Origin of the sequence: Pinibacter aurantiacus (assembly GCF_019130065.1) — a bacterium.
In the GTDB taxonomy this organism is placed as follows: Bacteria; Bacteroidota; Bacteroidia; order Chitinophagales; family Chitinophagaceae; genus Pinibacter; species Pinibacter aurantiacus.
The window spans coordinates 343,212-369,235 of the sequence record NZ_JAHSPG010000013.1 but is presented as its reverse complement, the minus strand read 5'-3'; the positions used below and the strand labels follow the sequence as shown (position 1 = coordinate 369,235).

Here is a 26,024-nt window from a genome sequence, read left to right as displayed (position 1 = left end):
TAAAAAAGGAGGTGCCCAACTACAGATTCAACATGCGCGAAATGTCTATGCTTAACAACTGCCACAGCTAATACCCTGCCAAAAAGAAATTGGCGGTTTATTATATCAAAACTAACTATTACGAACATTTGATCACGTTCACGCTGCATCTGCAAGCAGTGTAACGGGAATCAAGCAAAGTATGTATGCTTATGAAATTAAAAATGACTTTGGTTCTTCTGAGTACCTTATTCACATTGGCGTCCATCAAAGCCCAAAACATCAGTCTCTCATTAAGGGATGCTTCATTACAAACCGTTTTTAAAGAAATTAACAGGCAAACGAATTTCAGTTTTTTCTGCAAGGATGAAACATTGAACCGCGCAGGAAAAGTTACCATCGAAGTATCAAATGCTTCACTGGATGATGTGATGAAACGTTGCCTGAATGGTAAAAACCTCAACTATTCTATTGAGGGAAAAAAAATAGTCATTAAACAAAAGGACAATCCTCCTAAATCGAATGCAAATGAATATGAGTCAGCACAGGACCGCATTATAAAAGGGCGCGTTACCAATGAAACCGGTGAGGCTGTGCCCGGTGTATCGGTAACTGTAAAAGGAACTATCAGGGGAACCGCCACCAATGCGGATGGGTTTTATCAACTGTCTGTAACCAGTACAGATAAGGTACTTGTATTTAGCGGAGCAAGTATGAAAACAAAAGAAGTGGTGATTTCGGGAGAACCTGTTATGAATGTGACTTTAACCCCTAAGGTTACCGGAATGGGCGATGTGGTGGTGACCGGTATCGTTAACAGGAATAAAAATAGTTTTACAGGTGCTGTAACTGTTTTGTCCAAAGAAGATCTGTTCAAAGTGAACAATAAGAACCTTATGCAAAGCCTTAAGGTTCTGGAACCCTCCCTGATGATATTCGATAATCTCACAATGGGCTCTGATCCCAATCAAATGCCCGATATGAATTTAAGAGGAACTTCTTCTTTTCCGCAACAACAGGATGTGGACTTGAAAGGAGGATACGTTAACAACCCCAATCAGCCGCTTTTCATTCTCGACGGTTTTGAAGCCAGTCTTACAAAAGTGGTTGACCTCGACATGAACCGCATTGAGAGTGTTACTATTTTAAAAGATGCTTCTGCAAAAGCCTTGTACGGATCGAAAGCTGCCAACGGGGTAGTGGTTATTGAAACAAAAAAACTCACCGGCGGCCAGGCGAAAATATCTTACAGTGGAAGCCTCGATTGGGAAATGCCCGATCTTTCGAGCTATAATCTTATGAACTCTGCTGAAAAGTTGCAGGCCGAAAAGATCTACGGTATGTATTCTCAAAACCCCACGGTGGTTCCTAACTTTCAAACGCAGCTAACGCTGGATCAGCAATATAACAGCCATCTTTCTGCAGTGCTGGCGGGTGTAAACACCGACTGGTCTTCTTTGCCACTGCGCAATGGCCTGGGACAAAAACATGCACTGTCAGTCGAACTCGGTGAAAAAAATCTGAACGTGATCGCCGATTTTTCCTACAACAATATTCAGGGCGTAATGAAAGGGTCATCGAGAAACACTTTCGCAACGTCAATTGCATTATCCTACCGATACAAGAAATTGCTATTCCGCGATATCCTTAGTGTTACAAGCAACAAAGGCACAAACTCGCCATATGGAAGCTTTGGTGACTATTCGAAAATGAATCCTTACTGGACACCGTATGACCAGTTTGGCATCATAAAGAAAAATGCTGAAACCGGAATCATTCCCTACACAGGATACATTGGCATTGGTAATTTATATGCACCCAATCCATTGTATAATTCAACGCTCAATATTAAACTGACAAATGACTACATAGACGTTACGGATAATTTCTATACTGAAATGACAATCCTGCCAGGATTGAAAACTACTTTAAGAGCCGGCGTAACGGCTACAAAAAATCAGGCTGATGAGTTTTATCCGGCCAACTATTCAAAGTTTGATAATTACACCGGAGCAGACTTCTTCAGAAAGGGTTCTTATAAACGCAATGAAGGCGACCAGGTTAGATTCAGTGGCGACCTTAATATCAATTACTCAAAGGTGTTCCGCGACAAACATTTCTTCTTTGCCAATTTAGGTGGCAACATGAGTCAAAATAGTTTTGAAGAAGTGGTGTACCAGGCTGAGGGATTTCCCAATGATAGAATGACCGATATTTTATTTGCCAATCAATACGCGAAATATAATAGTCGCCCAACAGGTACAGAAGGAACCTCCCGCGATGTTGGTGTGCTGTCTGTAGTCAACTATTCGTACGACAATCGTTTTTTTGCAGATGCAACATACAGGGCGAGTGCGTCTTCGCAATTTGGTGCCAACAACAGATGGGGGAATTTTTGGAGCGCAGGTGTTGGCTGGAACATTCAAAATGAAACATGGGTACAAAATCTGAACTTGTTTGATCGGTTGAAACTGCGTGGATCAGTTGGCTCAACCGGTTCACAGAACTTTAGTTCTTATCAATCCATTGCCACTTACAAATATGTGCTCGATAAAGTGTATCAGAATTATCTCGGTGCTTACCTGATGGGTCTTGCCAATCCGGACCTGAAATGGCAGCAGAAAATGGATTACAACGTAGGACTTGATTTTACGATAAAGAAAAAATTGGTGGGCCGTATTGATGTGTATCAGAGCAATACCGAGAACACCCTGATTGATTACTCCGTTGCTCCTTCTACGGGCTTTGCTTCAGTGAAAGAAAACCTCGGCAAAATAAGGAACGTGGGTATTGAAGGAATGCTTACATATACCGTTTACGCCAACCCGAAAACCAGGTCATTCTTTTCAGTTACTGCATCGGCCATTCATAACGAGAATAAGATCGTTTCCATTTCAGATGCGTTAAGGGCTTACAATGAAGCCCAGGATAAGATTGCAGACGACAAGTTTAATAATAAGGCGGTTGTTAAATATTACGAAGGCATGTCGATGAATTCGATCTGGGCAGTTCGGTCAATGGGAATAGATCCCGCAAATGGCCAGGAGATTTACCTGGATAAAAGCGGAAACAAAACCTACACTTATTCTGCGGCTAACCAGGTGGTGGTGGGCGACAACATGCCAAAATTAACCGGAACACTTGGTTTCAATGGCGAATACAAAGGCCTGGGATTAAACGTGTTTTTCAGGTATCTCTATGGTGCTCAATTATACAACCAAACACTGGTAGACAGGGTTGAAAATGTGGACATGAGTTTTAACGTGGATAAGAGGGTTTTAAACAGCACATGGCAAAAGCCGGGTGATGTAAAACCTTACAAGTCCCTTGCGGCCGTGAGTGTTCAAAACCCTGATGGCACTTACACTGTAAAATACACGAGAACCCAGCCCAGCGACCGGTTTGTGCAGAACAGGAACGAATTCAGCCTCGCTTCGGTAAATCTCTCGTACGATTTCTACAGATGGAAATTTGTAAAAAGCATTGGTATGGAGCGTTTGCGTTGTGGCTTTTATATGAATGATGTCTTTATGCTATCATCTATAAGAGTTGAACGTGGATTGAATTATCCGTTTTCAAGAAAGTTTTCTTTTTCGCTCCAAACAACATTTTAACATCCTGGGTTTCCATGAATTGAATAACCAATTACTAAACTAACAGTATGAAAAAATTAATTGTAATAGCAGTGCTTTTCGCGGGATTAACATCTTGTAAAAAGTGGCTGGAGATTTCTCCCAAGTCGCAAATTGCAGCGAATAAATTATTCGAATCGGAGCAGGGGTTTAAAGATGCATTAATCGGGAACTACCTGTTGATGACAAATACCAGCACCTACGGATTTGAAAATAATATTGGATTTGTTGATGCCCTGGGCCAACAATACTACATAGCCACATCAAGCAATCCTTATTATTATGCGTCGCTGTATCAATATGATCATATAAGCGTTGTTCCAAAAATTGAAAACATCTGGGCGGGCAATTACAACGTAATCGCCAACCTGAACAACCTCATTGAAAATATAGACCAGAAGAAAAGCATGTTGCATCCTGCAAACTATGCTTTCATAAAAGGGGAAAGTGTAGGATTAAGAGCATTCCTACATTTTGACCTTCTGCGTTTATTTGGCTACGGAAACCTTGCAAATAATCCTGCCAAGCTAACAGACAAAGTTCTTCCTTATGTTACAAAATATTCAAAGGCCAAAACAATTCCGTGTACCATTGCTGAATACATTGATTCACTGAAAAAAGATCTTAGTACAGCAGAGGCATTACTCGCGCCTTATGATTCGATTGTACTCACAAAAAATACATTGGAAATACCTAATACCGATTTGTTTTATAACGACAGAAGAATGCGGTTCAATTATTTCGCCGTGAAAGCTACGCAGGCCCGCTTGTATCTGTGGACCGGTGAGTATGATAAAGCCATAGCTGCCGCCAATAAAGTGGTAACAGGCGGCATGCAGAACCTTGTTAGCTTTAACGCAGGAAATATCAACGATCCTAATCCGGTAAACAAAGACTACACCTTTAGCACAGAGCATGTTTTCTCATTGAATGTTCAGAACCTGTACGACATCGTGCGTCCCTTCATTCAGCAGTATGCTTTAGATGGAATCAATATCAATTATTCGAGGCTCAATCATAATGGTACGGTTGCAAATAACCTGTATGAAACAGCAACGAAGCCCAACATGTCATTGTCCGATTACCGTTACAAGGAGTTGTACAATAAAGTTTCCACCTCAGATTTCCTGTTGCTGAAATTTACCTACGTTACAAATTCCACTTTCAAAGACAGGCTGCCTATTATTAAACTCCCTGAAATGTTCTATATACTGGCAGAGGCCAACAACGAAACCGGCAACCAGGCAAATGCGGTAAGTTATCTGAACACAGTAAGAATAAACCGCGGGATTTCAAGTCAGTATAATTTGACAACGAACATTTCAAAAGACAGCGTTACCAACGAAATTGAAAAGGAATACAGAAAGGAATTTGTGAGCGAGGGACAGTTGTTTTATTACTACAAAAGACGCGGAAAAGCAAACGTTCCGGGCACCTCAAAATTCATGGATAACAGTGTATACGTTTTGCCATTACCGCAAAAAGAACTTGAAATGGGAGGACAATAATCCTTCACAAAAAAACAAAAGCCAAAACTTTAAAATAGAACAATCATGAAACAATTATTAAAATATTCCAGTCTCATAGTTGTCCTTTTCGCATCCTGTAAAAAGGAAGAAATTAAAATGTATCAGGATGCACCTGCAGTGTATTTCACTACACCTACATATTCTTATTCATTTACGCAAGACATCGACTCGTCAGCCAAAACCATTTATTTGCCGGTAAAACTATCGGGAAATAAAAGTGATCACGACAGGTCGTTCAATATTCAAATCGTTAACGACAGCAATACCAATGTGCCATCCGAACTCTATGAAATCAAGCAAGGACAAGTGCCTGGAAATAGCTTTGACGGTAAAGTGGCCATTGTTCTAAAAAGAAATGCTAAGGTAGATTCATCTATCGTAAAGCTGAGGGTTCAACTGGTGGGTTCTAATGAATTGGACCCGATGCTAAGTCCTATTGTAGATATAACATGGACTGGAAAAATAATCCAGCCATCCAACTGGAAATGGTTGAAGTATTATTTCGGAACACCTTTTTCAACAGGCTGGTACAAATTCATGATACAGGCGGCGGGAGTATCGTCTTTCCCTTACGATCCTACACAGGCGGCAGCAGACCCAGTAACCTGGTGGTGGAACGCAAACCAGGTGCAGGCGTATGGTTTAAAAGTAAAAGAAGCGCTGATAAAATACAATGCAGAACACCCGGGCAATGAAATGAAACACGATGATGGCACTTATGCCGGGCAGTTGGTTACCATGCCAATTTAGGATGAAAATGAATTCATAAAATCAAATTTACCTTTGTGAAAAAAATATCCCTATACATACTGCTGTTCATTTCTGTATTGGCCGTGTCGTGCTTAAAGGATCGCAGCAATTATAACATACATACACCCAACCCCATTGTTATTGACACAACAGGTGTTCCCGGTTCATATGTTGTCTTTCAAATGGATACTTTAAGGATTAGTCCGGCTATTTCCAAAGAAGGATTGAACCCGGACAATCTCACCTACAGCTGGACCATGAATTATTTTCAGGGTTACAAACGTGTCATAGGCACACAGAAGAAACTGGAAGGAGTGGTTACAGAAGCGCCGAATTCAAGCGCTTATTCACTTATATTGACAGTAACAGATACCACCACCAATCTCAAGGCATTCTTTTCGTGGATAGTTACCGTAAATCCACGCTTTGGTGAAGGGTTGGTTGTAGCAGATACAAAAGATGGAGTCAATACCGATCTGAACCTCATCATGGCTTATAATTTTACTTCAAACATTTTATACGATAGTATTAGCCGCGTTTACAAAAATCTGTACAGCGCCGCAAACGGAGCGCCGCTTCCCGGCATTGTTAAGGGGGTGGCTTACATGAATTATCAAAACAACCGGGTGCTCACCTGCATTACAGACAATACCATAACCCGTATAAACCCCATCAGCTATATATACACTAAAATGGGGAATGATAATTTTATTCTTCCTCCCGCCGCAATAAGTCCGAACATGGTTCAGAGTGTGGCCGTAAATAATGCGCACGAGTATCTTGTTAACAACGGGAAAGTGCATAGCCGTTATGGAACTAATTTTCAATACGGGTATGCCTTTCTGTTTGACAAGACAGACTATGTATGCCAAAAAATGTGTGGCCTGCAAACGGCCAGCACTAATGGCGGAGCGGTGTATGACGAAAAAAACAACAGGTTTCTTTTGTTGCCTACCATCACTTCTAACTCTGCACCATTGGCAGCCTATCCTGTATTTGATAACTCTAATCCGGCACCGGCATTTGATCCTAGTAACATGGGCAATAAAACCTGCCTGAACATGGAGGAAGGATATAATCAAAAAGTGTTTGCAGTAATGAAAACGAGGGACCTGGATCAATATGCTGTTTACCAGCTGTCGGTATTATCGCCCGTAAATGGCAAAATGGGTTATGCTGTTAATGATATCAGCAGCAATCCTGAAATTGGCCAATCGAAATTTTATACAGAGTCTACACAGGAAAATGTCCTGTTTTATGCAACCGATACTAAAGTGTATTCTACAACGCTTTTAACAGGAGGTGGCACCAGCCCGCTTTTGCGATACACTGTTGCGAACGGAGAAAAGATCACCGGAATGAAAATGCATATTAAAGGCGGTAGGATGTCGTTACCCAGTTTAACTGCTCCCGACGATTATACGCAAAGGATAACCGCAACTTCAGCCAACAGATTACTGCTGTTAAGTACATACAATGAAAGTACCAAAGAAGGAAAAATCATCGCTATCCCACTGCAAACACTGGGAGTGGGCGGACTTGTGACAGATCCGGCATACATAAAAACATACGGCGGCTTTGGAAAAATAACTGCATTTAATTTCCAGGCACCATAACCTTGTAAAACAACAATTAATGAAACTAAGCGTAATCGGTCTTGCAGTTTTATTGCCTTGCACATTGCTGGCACAAAAAGCAGAATTTACTGTCAGCGGAAGAGTAGGTGAAATTAATGCGCCTGCAAAGGCTTATCTGGCCTATCGCCAGGGTAGCCAGGCTATCTTCGATTCCTCTGCAATTGTAAAAGGGAAATTTGCATTCAAAGGAAATATTGATGATCCCATACAGGCAACAATATATTTCAGTTACCTCGGTGATGGAACGAAGGGGAAAAACGTACATAAAAAAACCATTTACCTGGAACCAGGCAACATAAAAGTAAATGGAAAAGATTCTCTTACAACAGCAAGGATATCCGGAAGTATCAATGATGATTATGAAAATCTCACACAGGCGTTAAAACCTTCGACAGATAAGATGGACGCCTTCATGGCTGAGTATCGTGCATTGCCACAAGAGAAACAAAAAGACAAGACTGTTCGTGCCGAACTCGACAAAAAATACAATGCGATCGACGAAGAGCAAAAGAACGCTTACACAACTTTCATTAAAGCTCATCCCGGCAGTGTAGTAAGCCTCGATGCCCTGAAGAAATTCGGCGGCTCTATCCCTGACTATGCTGTAGTGGCTCCATTGTTTAAATCATTTTCAGAAAAAGTAAAAAACAGCAAAGCCGGTAAAGAGTATGCTGCAACGCTTGACAAGATGGAAAAAACAGCTGTAGGAGCGGTGGCACCTGAGTTCACATTGAATGATACCTTGGGTAATCCTGTAACCCTTGCCAGCTACCGCGGAAAGTATGTGCTGGTTGATTTTTGGGCATCATGGTGCGGACCGTGTCGCGCAGAAAATCCGAATGTGGTGAAGTCGTACGCAAAATTTCATAGCAAAGGATTTGATATTCTGGGCGTCTCTCTTGATACGGAAAAAGAAAAGCAAAATTGGTTGAATGCAATCAGGAAAGATGGCTTAACATGGCAGCAGGTATCAGATCTCAAAGGATGGAACAATGAAGTTGCCCAACTCTATTCTATCAGAGCCATTCCGCAAAATGTGCTGCTGGACCCGAATGGAAAAATCATTGCAAAGAACCTGAGAGCCGAGGCTTTGGAAGAGAAGCTTGCCGAACTATTTCCACTTTAAAAACAAAAAAAGTTAGCATAAAAACAATCTGAGATTTAAGAAAGTGTTTTTCGAATAACACTTTCTTAAGTCATCAGGTAGCTGTTGCTGGTAAGTTGGATACACAATAATCGATGTCGTTTCCTTAAGATGTTTTATGAATCAAAAGAATATTGCTTGTCATCCGAGGCACGAGGGATCTGGGTTTGACACTAACATGCCGTCTGCGTAAATACTCAGATCCCTCCTTCGTCGGGACGACAAGCAGTCTTTGTTTCCTGCTATGGAGCACCATGCAAATGAAAAATATCTTTAACTAAACGACATTGAATCATAAATAAATTGCATTAAAATGAACATAAAAAAAATCAGGAACACTATTGGCGTCATCCTTGTAGCGATGGGTTCTTCTTTCGCTACGAATGCGCAGGGTATTGAATTTGAGCACGACCTCGATTCTGCTCTTGCAAAAGCCAAAGCGGAAAACAAAATTGTATTTGTGGACTTCTATACATCCTGGTGCGCTCCCTGCAAAACACTCGCGCAGGAAGTGTTTCCTGTTGAAAAGGTTGGTACTTTTTTCAACAAGCAATTTATTAACTGCAAAGTGCAATGTGATGATAAAGGAAAAGGAGTGAAGCTGGGAGAGAAATACCAGATCAATGCATATCCTACACTTATGTTCATGGACAAGAATGGTGAACTGATCCATTCAGCAGCTGGAGGCACTTCACCGGATGGCTTGATAGAACTGGCAAAAATTGCACTGAGCCCCGACAAAAATTTATTGTCGTTGATAAAGGAATGGAATGGCGGTAACAGGGAAGATGAATTTGTTCGCAAGTATTTCAGATCACTTAAATCTGCGTATCGCAATGAAAAAGCCAATGCAGACTTCGAAACTTATTTTAATAATTTAAAGAAAGAGGAGAAGGCAAGAAAGAATACATTCGAATTGGCAAACTATATTAAAGTAACACCTTTCACTCCTGTATTTAACTATATTGAAGACAACAAAAAAGACTACTACAAAACTGTTGGTCGCACTGAAACAGACAAATACATTGCTGATTCTTATCTCTGGTATTTAAAAGGTATGATCAGGAAGGAGACGAGAAAAGAGTATGAAGTTGCGAAGGCAAAATTTAAAGCAAAAAAATATCCCTACTATGAAGAGTATGCCATGTTTTACAGCGCCTTTGAAGTGCAGGATAGTACCGGCGATTATAATGTTAAGGAGTACATGAAGCGAGGCACAGCGTTCCTCGATAAATATGGAAAAAACAATGACAGCTATACGCTTGCGTTGACAGCCTTACTGGGTAATTGTACAGGAAGACGCGATGCCGGTATTGATGGCATAAAATGGATGGAAGATCTTTTGGCAAGAAACCGCAACCCAGAGTACCTCGATACCTATTTCTATATTCTTTGGAGAAATTTCCATTTTGAAAAAGCTCTGGCCGTTGGAGATGAAATCCGCAACAATCTTACTCGCGAGAATAAGTCAACAAAGAGAATCGACTCGCAGATTACCATGATAACTGATTACAGAGATAAGCTGGCTAAAAAAGAAACCGATAATAAAGTAAAAGAAGCAGGCACTTCCAATTAAGGAATTGTTTATCCTGGATGAAAAAACAGAAGTTCGCATTTTTTTTCTCATGTGTGATATAAGAAGGAGGCCATAACGGCCTCCTCTTTTTTTCCAAAATTATTTCGAAATATAAGCTGTTTCTCCAGCAAGTTTTCTTGCGATTGCAAATTAATCACAGTAGGAAATGCCTTCTTTGATATTAGTTTAAAACGATTGACTTTTCTTCCACAACTTCTTCTGCGAGTCCGAATGAAAGTGTACCGGGGCTCATACTTACGATCAATTGCTTACGGCCAATCCTGATTATATTATCGGGGACTTAATGGACTTGTTGCCACTTATTGAAACAAAAAAGTAGGCTGCGTTTTTCTCGGATGATTATTGTGAAATTTTTGATGGCAAAGCTTGTTTTAAACGGGCATAAAAAAATCACTTGACACCTTTATCTGCATTCCACCAACCCTTCATTTTACGTATATAGATAATCTGGCCGGTATGGTAAGCGTTGTGGGCTCCAATATGGGCAATGGTAGAATACCATTGTTTTAATTTGGCATCATCTGCCGAGTTAATCAGGGTTTCCCATTCAGTCATAATATCATCGAACTCTTTTATTGCAGCTGTCCAGGTTACGTTGGTGACTTTAGTAAAGGTTTCTTTGTTGTTGCCGCTAAATGCGCCTGGTTTTAATCCTTTAAATTTATCCAGCGATTGTTTGTTCCAAAAATTAAGATGGGTAAGAAGTTGGGCGATGGAATGATTTTCGCTTTTATCACTCCAATTGGCTTGTTCTGCGGTTAAGCCTTCAACTGCTACATTTACCGGTACAAACCACTCTTCTGTACCGTGCGTACTTTTTAACTGTTCAATAAGTATCGATTTTAGTGTTGGTGTAGAGTCTGCCTGGCCCTTTGAAGCAAAAAACAGGAGCAGGCAGAATGCTGTTGTAAGTATTTTCATACCTGTATATTTTAAAGATGGATGTGTACTTAATGTAGAAAGATTCTGCTATAGTTGCAATAGCTTTTTTATAAATGGCGATAAAAGAAGTTGTGGTGGGCTCTTTCTAAGTCAAAGAGTGTCAGTCAATAATTTTTGTATTAAGAATTAGCGTCTGGCCATTCAATAGTTGTGTTCAGCAGATCAGCAACAGTCTTGGTTGTCCGGATTTTTCCCTTGGTGCGCGGTGAAGACAGGGCGGGACCTGACTTCCAGGATGATCAACTGCCAACCTCCATAAGTGACCAATGCCTAAACTAATAGGACGTGCATCGGGTTTGGCTTGATAGTGTAAATCAAAGAAGTGCTCGCTTAAGAATGATTCAAAATCTTCCGCTGCGCCATGGTATATTTTTTTGAGTTCATCCCTTATTTCTGGAATAAGTACCTTCTGTATACCTTGTGAATTTGGCAATATTTCACTCGAATCGCCGTGATAAGTGCATAAAAAAGTATCAGTTGGTATAGGAGAGCGGTCAACATGAAAAGAGTAAACGTCGGTTGGAAAAAACGGATAAGTATCATCGCTGTCATAGTGGTTGATGACATTAAGGATTGGAGATGCCCCATGAGCTTCCAACATCTTCAAATCATTTATGAGAATTTCGCGTGCGAGTTGCCCTTGTTCACTCAATTCAAGTTCGCGCAGTTCGTCTTCTTCAATTGCAGTTATATTTCCGCTTAGCTTTATCTTTTTTACAATTTCAGAAAAATCGCCAAGTAGGTTACGCGTCCAGCAAAACGCATTGATCTTTCCATGAAATGGAGTAGCTACAAGGTCTTCAAAATTAGAGACACAATGAATTTGATTGTCAGCGTGCGATAAGTCTATCATAATGGTTCCGTAAATATAAAACCATTTAATAACGAAGTAAGGGATTAGTTGACAGTCAAATCACGACAAGTACGGATTGAAAGCATTTAACAGGGGTGGATACAAAGCTAACAGAAAATGTTCGGTCAAAATCCGGTACATCACGAATTGTATAAGCCCTCAATAAGATGGTCTAAATTTGGATCGGCATTTTTTCAGCTTACTTAAATAGCAAGATTCAGTCTGGATAGGCTAGATAGTTCCTCAATTAACTTTATCTCAATAGTTTGGAATTGGACTTAATAATTTCTGTCTAATGTTGACTACTTTGCTTTAGATCGTTTGCTAACCTTAGAAGTTCTTCGCATTTCGAACGCAAAAATGAAACAGGAGGTAAACTAACATCTCCTGTTTTGCTACTTGCAATTATTTCATCTCTATTGGTGATATAAACTATAACTACGCCATTTTTGTGATTGATCGAACTGGTGTACCAGGCTCGCAGAAGAGTGTCATTAATAAATGTGAATTGATAACCGTTTATGTAATTCCGATCTTCCTTGTTTACTGGTTCAATTTTCATTATAGAATAGATCTGTCTATTCTCTTTATAAACAAATACTTCAAACAAGTCATCTTTGCCACCTTGTTTGAAGTGAATTAATTTTCCCTTAATTTTTGATCTTTCGATATTATCGAGACGCTTTACGGTCTGCTGAGCACTGGTTGCGAAGTGGAAAAAAAATGACAGGAAAACAAAATACACAACAAATTTATTTAGGACTTGTACATCCTGCCCCTTATGATCATTGTTGGTGTGTATCATTTAGACCGATTTTAAAATTTAACCATAACCAGTTGTTTTTTGTAAATTCTATTGCTTAAAAAACCGCGTGGTATACGAATTCTTTCCTTGAACAAGTTTTAAGAAGTACAGACCACGGCTAAGCATGGAAACATCAATACTAAGGCTTTGATTGTCGGAGGTCAGTGTTTTAACCAACTGGCCAAAAGTATTAAAAATCGACACTTCTGCCGGGCCAGACGAGGGTAAATCGACTGTCATAGAATTATTGACCAGCGTAGGTTTTACAGAAAACGTTGCTGTTTGATGGGAAGTAACAACAATGATTTTACTGAAAACATATTTACCATCACGATCAACGATCTTCAGACGATAATACCTGTCTCCGTTCAATTTATTGCGATCGTTAAATGCATATGAATAGCTGCCTCCCGCTGGTGCCATCGGGGAAATTGTGTCTACAGGCAGCCAGCCAGAAGTTTCGTAATCGGTCGATTCGATCTGAAAGAAATGTATGTTCTCTTCATTTGCAGTTCTCCAATAAAGTATTACTTGCTGATTTTGTTGTAAGCTGGCGGTAAAAGAAACCAGCGTCAATGGCAAAGGGGCAGCACCAACTCCTTGTCCGTTATTATTAAAATAATAGGGGCCCGTTACTGCAAATGACCCTTTTATCGTGTAGGAAGGAAACACAAGCTTGGCGCCGGGATTTCCGCCGGTAATGTCCCCGCCGGAGTGGATAACCACCACAGAAGCCGACCCTAAACTGATTTTTGAACCATTTGTGAAATCCAGGGTTCCGGAAATATCGAGATTGCCAATAGCAACTGTGTTGTTGCCAGTTACTGTAACTGTAAATCCGGCATCAATGGTTACATTATCTCCTGCGGCCGGAACATGTCCACAACTCCACGTGGCCGCCGTTTCCCAATTTCCGTTTTTGGTGGCTTTGCAAGAACTTGCTTTTGCATAAATGCTTATCAGCATTAGAAGGATACCAATGGTCTGTTTCATGGGTCATATGTTGTTTAGGTAAGGGTCCGTATTTTCCGAATACAAAATAGTAAATATTTTGTTGTTTTGCGGTTTTGCGTAAGTGTTAGGTTCGTAAATATACGATATGCGCAAATTAAGGAATAATTTTACGGTGACCATTAGGCGACGAATTATTTTATTTGAATTATTCCAGAACCAGGAATGTACCCTTATACGCAGTTTGTAAGACCTTGTGCATCAATGTGGATTTGATCTCTCCTTAAAAAAATAATAATGGAAGAAAGTTATGCGTTCGGTTCAACTCCAAAATATTATAAGCTCAAGGCAATCATTGTAAAGAAAAAATGAATTATGGTGTTTTTGGTTTGCTTGTCAGTGCTTCTGTATTTACAGAAACTGCATCAAAATGGAGGCGCAGTTATCATTTTTTAAATGAACCAGAGAACAGTCAAAAAGAGAATGTGATTTTATACAAACAGAAAATAAAGCTCGCAGGCGGTGATAAAAAAAATAGTCAAAGTTCAATTCCTGCTTCCAGCCAGTTGATGGATTGGGTGTTTGCAATAAATAGGTTTTGTTTGGAATATATAAAACAGTCGACTTGATTCAGTTTTCAACCAAGGCCTTAAAAACTACAGTCTCGATAAAGAAAAACAGCTTCCAGCGCTATCAGTAAATGTTTCTTTCGAATGTAAGTGGTTACTCTTATAGGCATTACACAATACCCGGTTAGTGGTATTTGTTGAAAAAAAAATATACATATTTTTGCCCGTCCCTAACCAAAAAACCTTTGACATGAAAAAAAATTACACTCCCCATCTCGCCACACAATATCGATTTACTTCAATTTATTTTTCATAGAAGAATAGATCCCCAGAGTATTAGTCTTTTCAATTTTATACAATAACCAATGAGATTATTGATATTAGTCGTGTGCTCATTTGCAACATTGTTTGCAGCGTCTGCATTTGGACAAGATTCGTCGTTAAAGGCCCGGCTTCCTAAGATTGATTCCATTCTTCCTGGCAATGGATTGAATAATATTGGTAATCAGGTTTCCTCAGACGCTATTAAGAAAAAAGTGTTGGCCTCGGGCAAGGTAGTGATGGAGCCCGTATCAGAACTCGAATCAAAGATTAAGTTGTTCGACAAGAATACGATTGTAAAACCCGGAGAGATTGGATTGACTGCTTCTTACAATTATTTATATGATACATCTGCGGCCTTTAATGGCATCCGTGGGGTAGCTGCATATGATGTTTCTTTGGGTGCATCCATTGTAAACATGCCTTTTAATCTGCATCTAAAGGGTAATGACGGGTTATACACTTACGATCAAACTCCGTTGAACGATTTTTATAAGTTCAACTTTGATCACACAAAATACATGGATATTCTCAGGGCAAAGGTTCTTGAAAAAATATCGGCCGAAAAAATAATGGCGGCAGGGATGAATAGAATCAATGCCATTAGAGCAGAATATGAACAGTCTCTGAATAAAGAGATCGCAGCGATTAAAGGGGAATATGAAAAAAAATATAACCGGGTTTTACAACTGCCATCACAATCAAATAGTTTATCAGGAAATGATCTTTCCAGTTTGCGTAGTAAAATAATTCCGGACAGTGTTTACAACAAGTATTCACAAAGCGCAATGCAGTACCAGGAGCTATTGAAAAGCGGCACCGGAAATGGAAAGGATTCTCTCAAAGCGATAGCATTTCAAAAAGCAAAAGGAGATGTGGAACAATATGAGGCGTTGCAAAAGATCTATGGAAAGATAACAGCATACAAGGACAAATTTGAAAACAACAAACTTGTTAAAGAGTTGCGTTCAAATTTGCCTTTAAACTCTTCCAATATTAAATCCTATTTGTCAGATCCGTCAAATCTGAAAAGTGCGATAGAAAACAATGCTGAAATCAGCGGGTTGCAAAAATTGTTCATGAGTGTGTCTCGTCTGGATGTTGGGCAAAATCCAGTTCAATCGGGAGACTTTGGTTTCAAGAATGTTGTGAACAATGGTATCAACACAGAATTTCAAACCAAGTCAAAGACATTTGGTTTTATATATGGCCGCAACAATACTTCCTCTCAATGGCTGCAGCAAGGATTAACCAGTGCTGTTTCGGATTATTCCAGTATGACTGGACTCAAATTTGGTTCTGCACCAGGAAGCGCAGTTCAACAAAATATATCCCTGAACTTTTTTGATTTTAATAATAACGTAACCGATAGAAATAAAATTCTCGGGATTAGATCAACAGACCTTTTACCAACTGCGCGCCACAAGGACGCAGTTATTTCCTATCATACATCTTTTGGTTGGGGCCTGAAAAATAAAGTTGATTTTGATCTGTCAAAATCATTCGGGTCATACCAAAATAACTTCTCATCAGATACTATTGTCTCAAACAAAACGGCTTTGTCAAACAAGGGCATGTCTGATATTGGAGGAAAGGTTAATTATGAAGGTGAAGTTTTTAAAACAGACGTGAATGTGTTTGTAAAGAAGGTGGGGCTTGGTTATAATAATCCGGGCAACGTGAACTTGCGCAGAGGAGAATCCCAGGTGGGATTGTCTCTTGGCAGAAAATTCTACAAACAAAAAATAAACGTCCGTTTTGCCACAGACTTCCGCAAACAAAAATTTGACCCGAATAATAACTATTTCTACACATCGTTCAACACGAAGTTTCAACTGGGTTATAAGTTCAATCGCAACAGCCGCGTAAATCTTACTTATCAACGAACAGGATATAATACCCAAATGATTGATGAGAAAAGTAATAAAGGCTTTACATCCAGATTGCAGGCTGACGGGTCTTATGGCTATAAGCTGTTTAATAAAAGAATACTTAACAATGTGGTCGTAAGTAATCAAAAGCAAAATATACCAACCGTTGACACTGCAAATTACAGGAACTCATCTCTTATGATAATGCATACTTCCTCTGTGGTGCTGGGAAAAAATATACTTTCTCTGTCATTGCTGATGAACAAAGCAAAAAGTCAAGACTACTTGTTTAGTACATCAATGTTTAATGCTGAAACGAACTATAGCTATAGTATTCAAAAACTAAGGATGGCAAGTGGTATTGGATATTATTCAAATGCAGGTTGGAACCAACAACTTGGACTTAAACAGCAATTAAGCACGCAGTTGCTCGAGAAATTAAATATTGATTTTGAAATAGGATACAAGAAGGCTGTCAAGGTAATCAGAACGGAGTTTGCGAATCAATTATTCGGCAGCGCCATTATTCATTATACTTTATAAAGTGATTTAGATATATGAAAAGCAGATGGATTATATTGTTAGTACTGTGTTTTACCTGGAGTCAGCGTACGCATAGCCAGGTCATATTCAATTTTCTTCCGGAAGTATATGGAAGAAATGTAGATGGACTGAGCATGGTACAAATACAAAACCTTTCGGGGGGAAAGATCGATGGAAAGGTGTTTATTTCCGTAAAAGAAAATAAGTCGAAGTCAGATGTTATGACTTTAATGACGCCGGTATTTACGCTTAATGCAGGAAATAGCAATTTACCAAGAAACGTATTCGCGAACAGTTCGTTCAATTTCGCTTCAAATGCCTTGGCATCGATAGTAAATCAAACCAGAAGTTTTCCGGCAGGAGAGTATACATTCTGTTTCAAATTTGTATCTGTCGATAAGGACAGCGATGATGAAAGTTGTTTTGATGGCAACGTGCAGCCGCTTGTACCGCTGACTTTGTTAAGTCCGGATGATAAAGACAAAATATGTCAAAAACGACCGCCGCTGAGCTGGCAACCGCCAATTCCTTATAGCCCTTCGATGAAGTTCAGGCTGTTGTTAACAGAAAAAAAACAAGGAGATGCGGTAGAAAATCTGCTGACGAATTCGCCTTTGATTCTGCTTGACAATATCTCGTCAACAATGATCAATTACCCAACAAGCGCACCAGATTTGCAGGAAGGAAAAACTTACTGCTGGCAGGTAATAGCATACCAAAACGGAGTGACGATATCTCAATCTGAAATTTGGGAATTTACTGTTCAGTGTACAGAGCCGGCGCCGGCCATGCCAAAAGACAGTTACCGGGAACTGCAGTCACTCGTGAATGGCAACTACTACATAGCAAACAGATATCTGAAGTTTTCATTTACGAATAACTACAACGTTAAAAAACTTAACTACGCGATTTACAGTACTGAAAACTTGAAAGAGAAAATTAAAAATACACCGGAGGTCGCTATACAAACGGGACTGAATAAGATCGACATCAATCTTACAGAACTGGATTTAGAAGTTGGCAAACACTATCTGTTAAAAGTGATGCCATTTAATGAACCTGCGATGGAAGTAAGATTTATTTATCAGGATAAAGATTCAAACGAGTAGGAGATGAAGAGACAAATTTTTTTAATCATGATGATGGCTGTGATTTATGCCTGGGGGTGTAAAAATAGCAACACGAAGCAGGAGGTAGTAGTGCCGCAAAAAAAACACTGGGTGGAAATTACCGGCAAAAACAAAATGATTTACGTAGATAGTTTTCCAACCAATCAGTTGTTGCAAAACGACTCCAGTAATGTGAATGCGGTGACGAAATTTTGTTGTTATAAAGTGGAATTTATCGACAACAATGCGCAAGCCGTTAGCAATGGAAAGAAAGAAGAGGATTCCAAATATTTTTTGTATGACATGTACAAAGATTGGAAGATTGTCAACAATGGAGATTCAATTGCACCGATACACTTTCAGCCTTTGACAAAAATGTCGACTGAAAAGAATGAGGGCATTCTTGTTTTTGAAGTTAATAAAGATCTAAATCCCGACACGTTGTTCTTTAACGATAAAAATGGCGTTTGGGGTTCACACATAATTGCTTTGGGCAGATAAACTTTTTCAGATGTACAACCGTATCCGTAGACAAAAACTGATAGCAGCATTTTTCCTGGCTGTATTTACCGTTCAATTTATGACGCCGCTTTCTGCGTATGCATTAACCTCCGGACCTACACAACCGGAAATGCAAAAGTTTGAACCGGCCGGGACCAACGACCTTGTGGACCTGTTCACAGGCGATTTTAAATACAACATACCGTTGATGGATGTGGGTGGCTATCCTATCAACATGAGTTATCAGTCTGGAACGGGCCCGGAAGATGAAGCGAGTTGGGTTGGTGCGGGATGGTCATTAAATCCAGGTTCAATGAACAGAACGATGAGAGGACTGCCAGATGATTTTAGCGGAGAAAAAGATCACATTGATAAGGTGTACAAGAAGAAGGATTTTAAAAAGATAGGCGGGCAGTTGGTTATTAAACCTTCCTTTTTTTCATGGGAGTATGGAAACGCGAGTCTTAAAGTTGGCGTTTACAAAGACAACTATTACGGCATCGGGGCAGAAGTTGGCGCGAGCTTGGGATTTGAGCTGGCTAAGAACAAAAAATCTTCACTTACTGCAGGTCTGGGTATTACTTCAGACAATCGCCAGGGTGTTTCACTGTCGCCATCTCTCTCCTTAAGTGCTATGCATGATGACCTTACCGATCAAAACCATGCAAGTCTTTCGGGAAGTTTGCACTATAATACAAGATCGGGTTTAAAACAATTGTCGCTTTCTGCGTCATATTCAACAAACGATCTTAACAGTACCACTTTTGAAACCAGCGCCGTTCATTATTTTGGCCAGACCTATACGCCTACTTTCAGTAACAATTCACGGAGCGAAAGCTACACTGCAGGTTTGGATTTTGGCCTGTCGCTATTTGGACAATACGTTGGCTTTGGGTTAACAGGCTATTACTACAAGGAAACAAATACGAGCCCGTTTTCAAAAGTGCCGGCTTATGGCTACTTGAATTATTTGAAAGGGAGACAAAATACTAACGCCTTACTCGATTTCAACAGGGAGAAAGACGGTGTGTTTATACCAAGTGCGCCAAGCATTGCAATTCCAGTTTCTACGCAGGATTATTTTACGGCAACCGGACAAACGGGATCGGGTCAGTACAGGGCTTACTATGGCGGCAGCTACACCATATTTGACAGAGCATATAGAAACCAGTCCATCAATGCCGGTATCGGAGTAACACTAGGGGGTGGAGAAATTTATAAAGGTGGTGCGAGGATTGATGCCGTTTCCGGAGACGCAGTAACGGGAAAATGGGTTAACAACAATCAATTTCTAACCGCTGCTGAAAGACCGAGTACCACAGATGATGAACCTATTTATTTCAAGCGCGAAGGTGAAGCTTCGAGAAACGATGTCAACTACATTAATAATATCGGAGGTGAAAATACAGAAAGCGTTGCCATCAACGATCTTGGATATGTTTCAAATGCCACTGCCTATGCTGCATTGAAATCGAAAGAAAACGGGCGTCAGAATATTATCAACGGAAGTCTGGCAAAGGCAGGAAGGGTGCCAAGAAGTTATACGCTTAGTTATCTGACGGCTGGAGAAGCTGATTTCGCGCTTGACAAAATGATAAAATCAGTTGGAGATGACGATATTCCGCGTGCGGATGGAATCCGTCAGCCAAATCATATCACTGAAATGACTGTGACCGACGACCAGGGAAAGCGAATGGTGTATGGCATTCCTGTGTATAACACAACGCAAACCGAAGTGACTTTTTCTATAGATCAAAAATCGATACCAGATATTGCAAAGGCAAGAAGAACAGGATTGGTTGGTTATACCGACAAGGATGTTTCAACGAATTCACTGACGGGTAATAATAACGGCAGGGACAATCTGGTAAGCAAGGAAACCACTCCGGGATATGCAACATCATTTTTGTTGACCGGTATTCTGTCTCCTGATTATGTTGACGTTACCGATGATGGTATAACAGACGATGACTTAGGAACTGCTATCAAGTTCAATTATAAAAAGCTAAACGATTTATATAATTGGAGAGCTCCGTTTGCACAAAATAAAGCTAATTACAATGAAGGCTTTTTAAGTGATCCAAAGGATGACAAAGCCAGTTACAGCTACGGTAAAAAAGAGCTTTGGTACTTAAAGTCTGTTGAGAGTAAAACAATGATCGCCATTTTTGAAACGAGCGCCAGAAATGATGGTTACGGTGTGGCAGATGAGAAGGGCGGTATAGGAACCATGTGTGCACCTCAAAAATTAGATCGTATCGTTTTATATTCCAAATCAGACTATTTAAAGAATGGGGCGAATGCTACACCAATTAAAATAGTGCATTTCGAATATGACTACTCAATGTGGCCGGGAATTCCCAACAATAAAACCAATGTTGGCGACGTAACTTCAGGTGGGAAACTGACTTTGAAAAAAGTCTATTTCACCTTTGGAAAAAATAACAGAGGGAGTCTTAACCCATACCTGTTTGAGTATGATAACACGTTGATAAAAACTGGCGATTTTCCTACACCCTCGGATCCTACAGACCCGGAATTCAACGATCTTTATTTGGAACGTCAGCAAGACCGATGGGGAAATTTTAAACAAAGCTGGTACAATCATCAGACTGATAATGCTTCTTCTCCAAGACTATACAACTCCGAGTTCCCGTATACTTTGCAGGATAATGATAACACCAATTATGACGAAAGGGAACTGGAAAACAAATTTGTTTCAAAGTGGCAGCTAAATAAAATTACTACGCCTACAGGGGGGGTGATTAATGTAACATACGAAGCGGATGACTATGCATTTGTACAAAATAGAAAAGCTATGCAAATGTGCTTCGTAAAAGGAATTGGTACAAATACTGCAGCGATCAATAAATCAACAGGACTTAATGGTGCAGATGGTTTGCTGGTAGAACTTCCTAAGGCTATTACGAATGATGATGATTTCAAAAAACTGTATTTGAAGAATGCAGATGGCTCGTTCCAGGACAAGATATTCTTTAAAATGTCTGTTGACCTCAACAAAACAGGCAAGTATGAGTACGTGTACGGATATGCAGAGATCGACATCAATAATTGCAAAAGGATCGATGATCACACCGGTATGGTTACTTTAAAAAAACTTGATGGTTACAACCCGGTTTGTAAAGCCGCATGGCAGATGCTTAAATCAGACTTGCCACAATTTGCGTATAACAACTACGACAATGCAGATGTGGGCTCAGACTGGCAAGCGGCGTTGAAATCACTTCTTCAATCAATTACCAACCTGGATGAACTGGTACAGCCATTTGAAAAATCTGCATCCAGGAAACATTTTGCGGACAATGTTGATCTTTCGAGAAGCATGGTGCGTCTTAATACTCCGGCTGGCAAAAAAATAGGCGGCGGCAGCAGGGTGAAGAAGGTCACGCTTTCCGACGAATGGCATGGCATGACACATGGTAATACGGCCCGTTTGGGACAGGTTTATGATTATACGATACTTGATGAAAACAATAACAAAATATCTTCAGGTGTAGCATCCTATGAACCGCAAATCGGCAACGAAGAAAATCCGTTTCATGAACCTTTAAACTATACCGAGAAAGTACACTGGAGCGCCGACAAATATCATTTCATCGAAAAACCCTTCTGTGAATCTTATTTCCCGGCAGCAGCAGTTGGATACAGCAAGGTAACCGTTAGAAGCACCGGAGCTGACTATGAAACGAATCCCACTGATGTGTCCGAAACCGGTTACATAGAGAACGAATTTTACACAGCAAAAGATTTTCCTACGCTGGTGGACTACCTGCCGCTTGAACAGAAAAACTATACAAACAGCCTGATATTGCAGCTGTTCAGTGCCACGTACATCAACAAAGTTTCCACCTCGCAGGGATTTAAAGTGGAGCTGAATGACATGCATGGCAAACCAAAATCTGTAAAGGTGTATGACAAGGGTGGCAGCAATATTTCTTCTACAGAATATTACTACAATGTAAAAGACGAAAACGCACCGGAAAAACAATTGAACAACAATGTGGATGTGATGGAAAAAGACGGAACGGTTACAAGCAATGTCCCTCTGGGTACAGACATCGATTTCATTACAGATGTGCGGGAAAGTGTGAATGAAAGCATTGGTGGTAGTGTGGGAATTTATACTGGAGGAATGGCAATCTTGTGGTTCTATGTACCATATTTTTCTGTAAGTATTAATGCCAATATTAACAGGGACGCTTACAATTCTGTGTCAGCCGTAAAAGTAATTCATAAGTCGGGCCTGTTAAAAAAAGTAAGGACCGTTAAGAATGGTTCTTCCATTACTGCAGAAAATATGTTGTGGGACGGAACCACCGGAGAGGTGCTGTGCACCAAAAACCAGAACGAATATGATGATTATACGTATTCATTTAATTACCCGGCTTACATGGCTTATGAAGGCATGGGTGAGGCTTATAAAAACATTGGGGCCAGGGGCATGTTATGGGAAATGGGATCTGGCGTTTTCGCTTTTCCGTATGCATCGCTGTCTCTGTTTCCGGGAGACATGGTTAGTTATAAGGTCACGGGAGAAAAAGCATGGGTTATTAAGTCAGGCGACGGTAGACTGAGAATTGTAACAAAGGATGGGACGTATCATAATCCATATCTCCAGCAAGTGATTGTACTACGCTCCGGTCGCAGAAATATGTTGACTGCATCGGCCGGTTCTGTTGTGTGTACAAACAATCCGATAGTGAACGTAGGAGGTGTAAACAGGGTGCAGATAGACGCAGGCAAAAATATACTGGACGCCAAAGCCGTTACTTACAAAGACGAATGGGCCATAGCTGTAAATAAATTCTATGGAAGTTACGAAGCTCCGGATGTGACACAATGTGCGATTGACAAAGACTGTTGGAGGAACTACCTTTTCACCCTGATGGCCCTTCCGGCGGATTTTGATGCAAGTCGAAGAAAGATTTTCAGTAGCGATGATCAGAACCTGGTAAATGAAACTGTTGCCCACGGTTTATGTAAAATTGACGGAGTGGACCCACTTTACTTGCATTACAAGAACCTTAACGATGACCATCACGAGGTACCAGGTAACATTTCAACGCCACTTAAAATGATTTCCGGTGACCGAGCTTCATTGGCTTCATTTAATATAGTATTCGACGTAGTAGATGATCAGTTCAACAACTTTTTACAAGATAATACCAAGAACCAGCAAGAAAGACTTGAGGAACTCTACATGTGGTATACAGAAAACAATAGAGATAAATATATTTTGGACAATGATGGAGATTGTGCTTTTGTACTTAAAAAAGCGCCTTGCGCCACATGTGACTATCAGCCCATATTACGATTCCATATCGTAGCTCCAACAACTACAAAGTATGGCTGTTTGGACCCGCTTAATAATGTTATTAACCCCTACTACAAAGGTGTGTTGGGTAACTGGCGACCTGAACAAAACTTTGCGTACGTAGTCAATCGCGATCAAACGACTGGAAACAATTCAATCAACAGCGGAACAAATATTCGCAAGAACGGATTCTATACAACGTTCAATCCTTTCTGGCAATTCCAAACAACAGGACTGCAGGATGCTCACAGCATCGACAACAGATGGGTAATGAGCAACGAGTCGATCTACTTCGATGAAAAAGGAAACGAAGTTGAAAACATGGATGCGCTTAAGCGATATGGAGCTGCATTGTTTGGCTATAGAGGCTCTGTAGCAACAGCCGTTGGCGTTAATGCAAGAAGAAATGAAATTGCTTTTGACGGATTTGAAGACTACAATTTTGTTTTGTCTTCTACAGCCACTGAACAATGTCCATTAAACAGGCATTTGGATTGGGGAGACCTGGCTTCATCCGGCTCAACTGTCAGTGGAACGATGGCGCACACAGGAAAGTCGAGCCTTAACCTGAATGGTTCTGTGGTCGTTAAAAGCATTGCAGGAAATGCAGAGGCACCTACCACATCTGCACTTGCATACAACAGCCAGTTCCAATACATACTAACCGCAAACGAGCAGGCCCTTGGGTTTGCTCCTGTAAATGGAAGAAAATACATTTTAAACTTTTGGGTGTACGACAACAATCCCAACTCAAATAAAGTAACCGGGCTTACACTGAAACTCAATGGTAATACAATTGATTTCGCCCAGAAAGAGGTGCCCGTTGTAGAAGGATGGAAACAAGTAGAAGTGAAGTTTATGGCACAGCCAACTTTCTCTATGGAGATCGGCGGCAGCAATCTTTACATTGACGATGTTAGGCTATTGCCAAACGACGGCCAGCTCACATCCTTCGTTTACGATCCGATCAGTATGCGACTGATGGCACAACTTGACGAAAACAACTTTGCAACACTGTATGAATACGACGATGAAGGAACACCTATAAGAGTGAAGAAAGAAACCGAAAGAGGCATCATGACAATAAAAGAGAGCAGACAGGCATACAAAAGCAAAACGTTACAACCCTAAACTATCGAAACTATGAAACGAAAAGGCTTCAAAATATTATTGATCGCAGTGTTATCAACAGCAGGCGTTATCGCTTTGGCAAGAACGGTGTACGTGAAAAACGATGGGCGGAAAAAATTGCCATCTGCTGATCTTAAAGAAGAGTTGAGAAAAATGTACAGCAACACACTAACTGACTCGACAATAGGTGTGGCGGCAACTATCCGTTTGTTTGATGGCGAAAATCCAACTATCAAAAAGGAAGAAAAAACTTTTAGTTTTTATAAGAGCGGAGAAAAGCTTTATTCAAGGCTTGACAACATGCAAACCTTGTCCGATGGTAAAATAGTTGTTCAGCTGGATACTGTAAACAAGTTTGTCGTGGTGGCCGCTGCATCTGCAGGTGAAAATATGCAAATGGCCTCTCCTTTAATGCTGCAGCAATTAGTGAGCGATAGCGCACTGAGCAGCATCACGGGATTCGTGGAGGAGGAGAATGGCAATCACATTGCAACCTTCAGCAATCCGAATACGCCGCAAATAAAATCCTGCTCATTTACCTATGATACGCTTCGTTATGCCATTTCCAAAGCGTCAATGGCATGGTGGAAAGATGGCGTTGCTACAGATACCACCAATGCTAAAAGAGTGTGGTTAACAAATATCGACTATAAAAAAGTAATGGATGTGAAATACGATGTCGATGCCATGATCAATGAAATTGTGATTGTAAAAGACAACAATGTGACGTTAACGGAAAAGTACAAAGATTTCCAGTTGAGAGTTTTATAACTCAATAAGATCAAACCTTAACCAATAGAAAAAGATTTTAACACCTAACCGTGT

The 26,024-nt window shown here is 40.4% G+C and carries 15 protein-coding genes; 11 read left to right on the top strand and 4 right to left on the bottom strand.

The window, feature by feature from the left end; genetic code table 11:
- Nucleotides 1–203 precede the first annotated feature (203 nt).
- The 6 genes from KTO63_RS17245 (at nucleotide 204) to KTO63_RS17220 (ending at nucleotide 10,247) form a co-directional block, all read left to right on the top strand.
- Nucleotides 204–3,593: a SusC/RagA family TonB-linked outer membrane protein gene (locus KTO63_RS17245; protein ID WP_217792662.1), complete on the top strand. Its 3,390-nt coding sequence runs from the start codon at nucleotides 204–206 to the stop codon at nucleotides 3,591–3,593.
- 47 nt (nucleotides 3,594–3,640) lie between these two features.
- Nucleotides 3,641–5,119, top strand: coding sequence for a RagB/SusD family nutrient uptake outer membrane protein (locus KTO63_RS17240; RefSeq protein ID WP_217792660.1), 1,479 nt, complete (start codon nucleotides 3,641–3,643; stop codon nucleotides 5,117–5,119).
- Nucleotides 5,120–5,164: 45 nt separating this feature from the next.
- Complete coding sequence (locus KTO63_RS17235; RefSeq protein ID WP_217792657.1) at nucleotides 5,165–5,890, top strand: DUF4843 domain-containing protein; 726 nt, start codon at nucleotides 5,165–5,167, stop codon at nucleotides 5,888–5,890.
- Nucleotides 5,891–5,925: 35 nt separating this feature from the next.
- Nucleotides 5,926–7,506 (top strand): PKD-like family lipoprotein, encoded by a 1,581-nt coding sequence (locus tag KTO63_RS17230; RefSeq protein ID WP_217792655.1) that lies wholly within the window; start codon nucleotides 5,926–5,928, stop codon nucleotides 7,504–7,506.
- Nucleotides 7,507–7,525: 19 nt separating this feature from the next.
- Complete coding sequence (locus tag KTO63_RS17225) at nucleotides 7,526–8,653, top strand: TlpA disulfide reductase family protein (RefSeq protein ID WP_217792653.1); 1,128 nt, start codon at nucleotides 7,526–7,528, stop codon at nucleotides 8,651–8,653.
- Nucleotides 8,654–8,984: 331 nt separating this feature from the next.
- Complete coding sequence (locus KTO63_RS17220) at nucleotides 8,985–10,247, top strand: thioredoxin family protein (protein WP_217792651.1); 1,263 nt, start codon at nucleotides 8,985–8,987, stop codon at nucleotides 10,245–10,247.
- Between the two features lie 411 nt (nucleotides 10,248–10,658).
- Here the strand turns inward: KTO63_RS17220 and KTO63_RS17215 are convergent, their stop codons facing one another.
- The 4 genes from KTO63_RS17215 to KTO63_RS17200 form a co-directional block, all read right to left on the bottom strand.
- Nucleotides 10,659–11,189: a DinB family protein gene (locus KTO63_RS17215; protein ID WP_217792645.1), complete on the bottom strand. Its 531-nt coding sequence runs from the start codon at nucleotides 11,187–11,189 to the stop codon at nucleotides 10,659–10,661.
- Nucleotides 11,190–11,364: 175 nt separating this feature from the next.
- Nucleotides 11,365–12,063, bottom strand: coding sequence for a DUF1826 domain-containing protein (locus tag KTO63_RS17210; protein ID WP_217792643.1), 699 nt, complete (start codon nucleotides 12,061–12,063; stop codon nucleotides 11,365–11,367).
- Between the two features lie 292 nt (nucleotides 12,064–12,355).
- Nucleotides 12,356–12,868 (bottom strand): hypothetical protein, encoded by a 513-nt coding sequence (locus KTO63_RS17205; protein WP_217792640.1) that lies wholly within the window; start codon nucleotides 12,866–12,868, stop codon nucleotides 12,356–12,358.
- 48 nt (nucleotides 12,869–12,916) lie between these two features.
- Nucleotides 12,917–13,861, bottom strand: coding sequence for a T9SS type A sorting domain-containing protein (locus KTO63_RS17200; protein ID WP_217792638.1), 945 nt, complete (start codon nucleotides 13,859–13,861; stop codon nucleotides 12,917–12,919).
- Between the two features lie 892 nt (nucleotides 13,862–14,753).
- On the opposite strand from KTO63_RS17200, the gene KTO63_RS17195 reads away from it, so the two are divergent.
- From KTO63_RS17195 to KTO63_RS17175, 5 genes are read left to right on the top strand one after another with little or no spacing between them, the layout of a single operon-like run.
- Nucleotides 14,754–17,123: a hypothetical protein gene (locus KTO63_RS17195; protein WP_217792635.1), complete on the top strand. Its 2,370-nt coding sequence runs from the start codon at nucleotides 14,754–14,756 to the stop codon at nucleotides 17,121–17,123.
- Between the two features lie 14 nt (nucleotides 17,124–17,137).
- Nucleotides 17,138–18,232, top strand: a complete 1,095-nt coding sequence (locus tag KTO63_RS17190; RefSeq protein ID WP_217792633.1) for a DUF928 domain-containing protein — start codon at nucleotides 17,138–17,140, stop codon at nucleotides 18,230–18,232.
- Between the two features lie 3 nt (nucleotides 18,233–18,235).
- Complete coding sequence (locus KTO63_RS17185) at nucleotides 18,236–18,733, top strand: hypothetical protein (protein WP_217792631.1); 498 nt, start codon at nucleotides 18,236–18,238, stop codon at nucleotides 18,731–18,733.
- Nucleotides 18,734–18,743: 10 nt separating this feature from the next.
- A complete protein-coding gene (locus tag KTO63_RS17180; protein ID WP_217792629.1) occupies nucleotides 18,744–25,199 on the top strand; it encodes a hypothetical protein in 6,456 nt (2,151 codons plus the stop codon).
- A gap of 12 nt (nucleotides 25,200–25,211) precedes the next feature.
- The gene (locus tag KTO63_RS17175; RefSeq protein ID WP_217792624.1) at nucleotides 25,212–25,970 is read left to right on the top strand and encodes a hypothetical protein; all 759 of its coding nucleotides are present in this window, start codon (nucleotides 25,212–25,214) and stop codon (nucleotides 25,968–25,970) included.
- The last annotated feature ends 54 nt before the right edge of the window (nucleotides 25,971–26,024 follow it).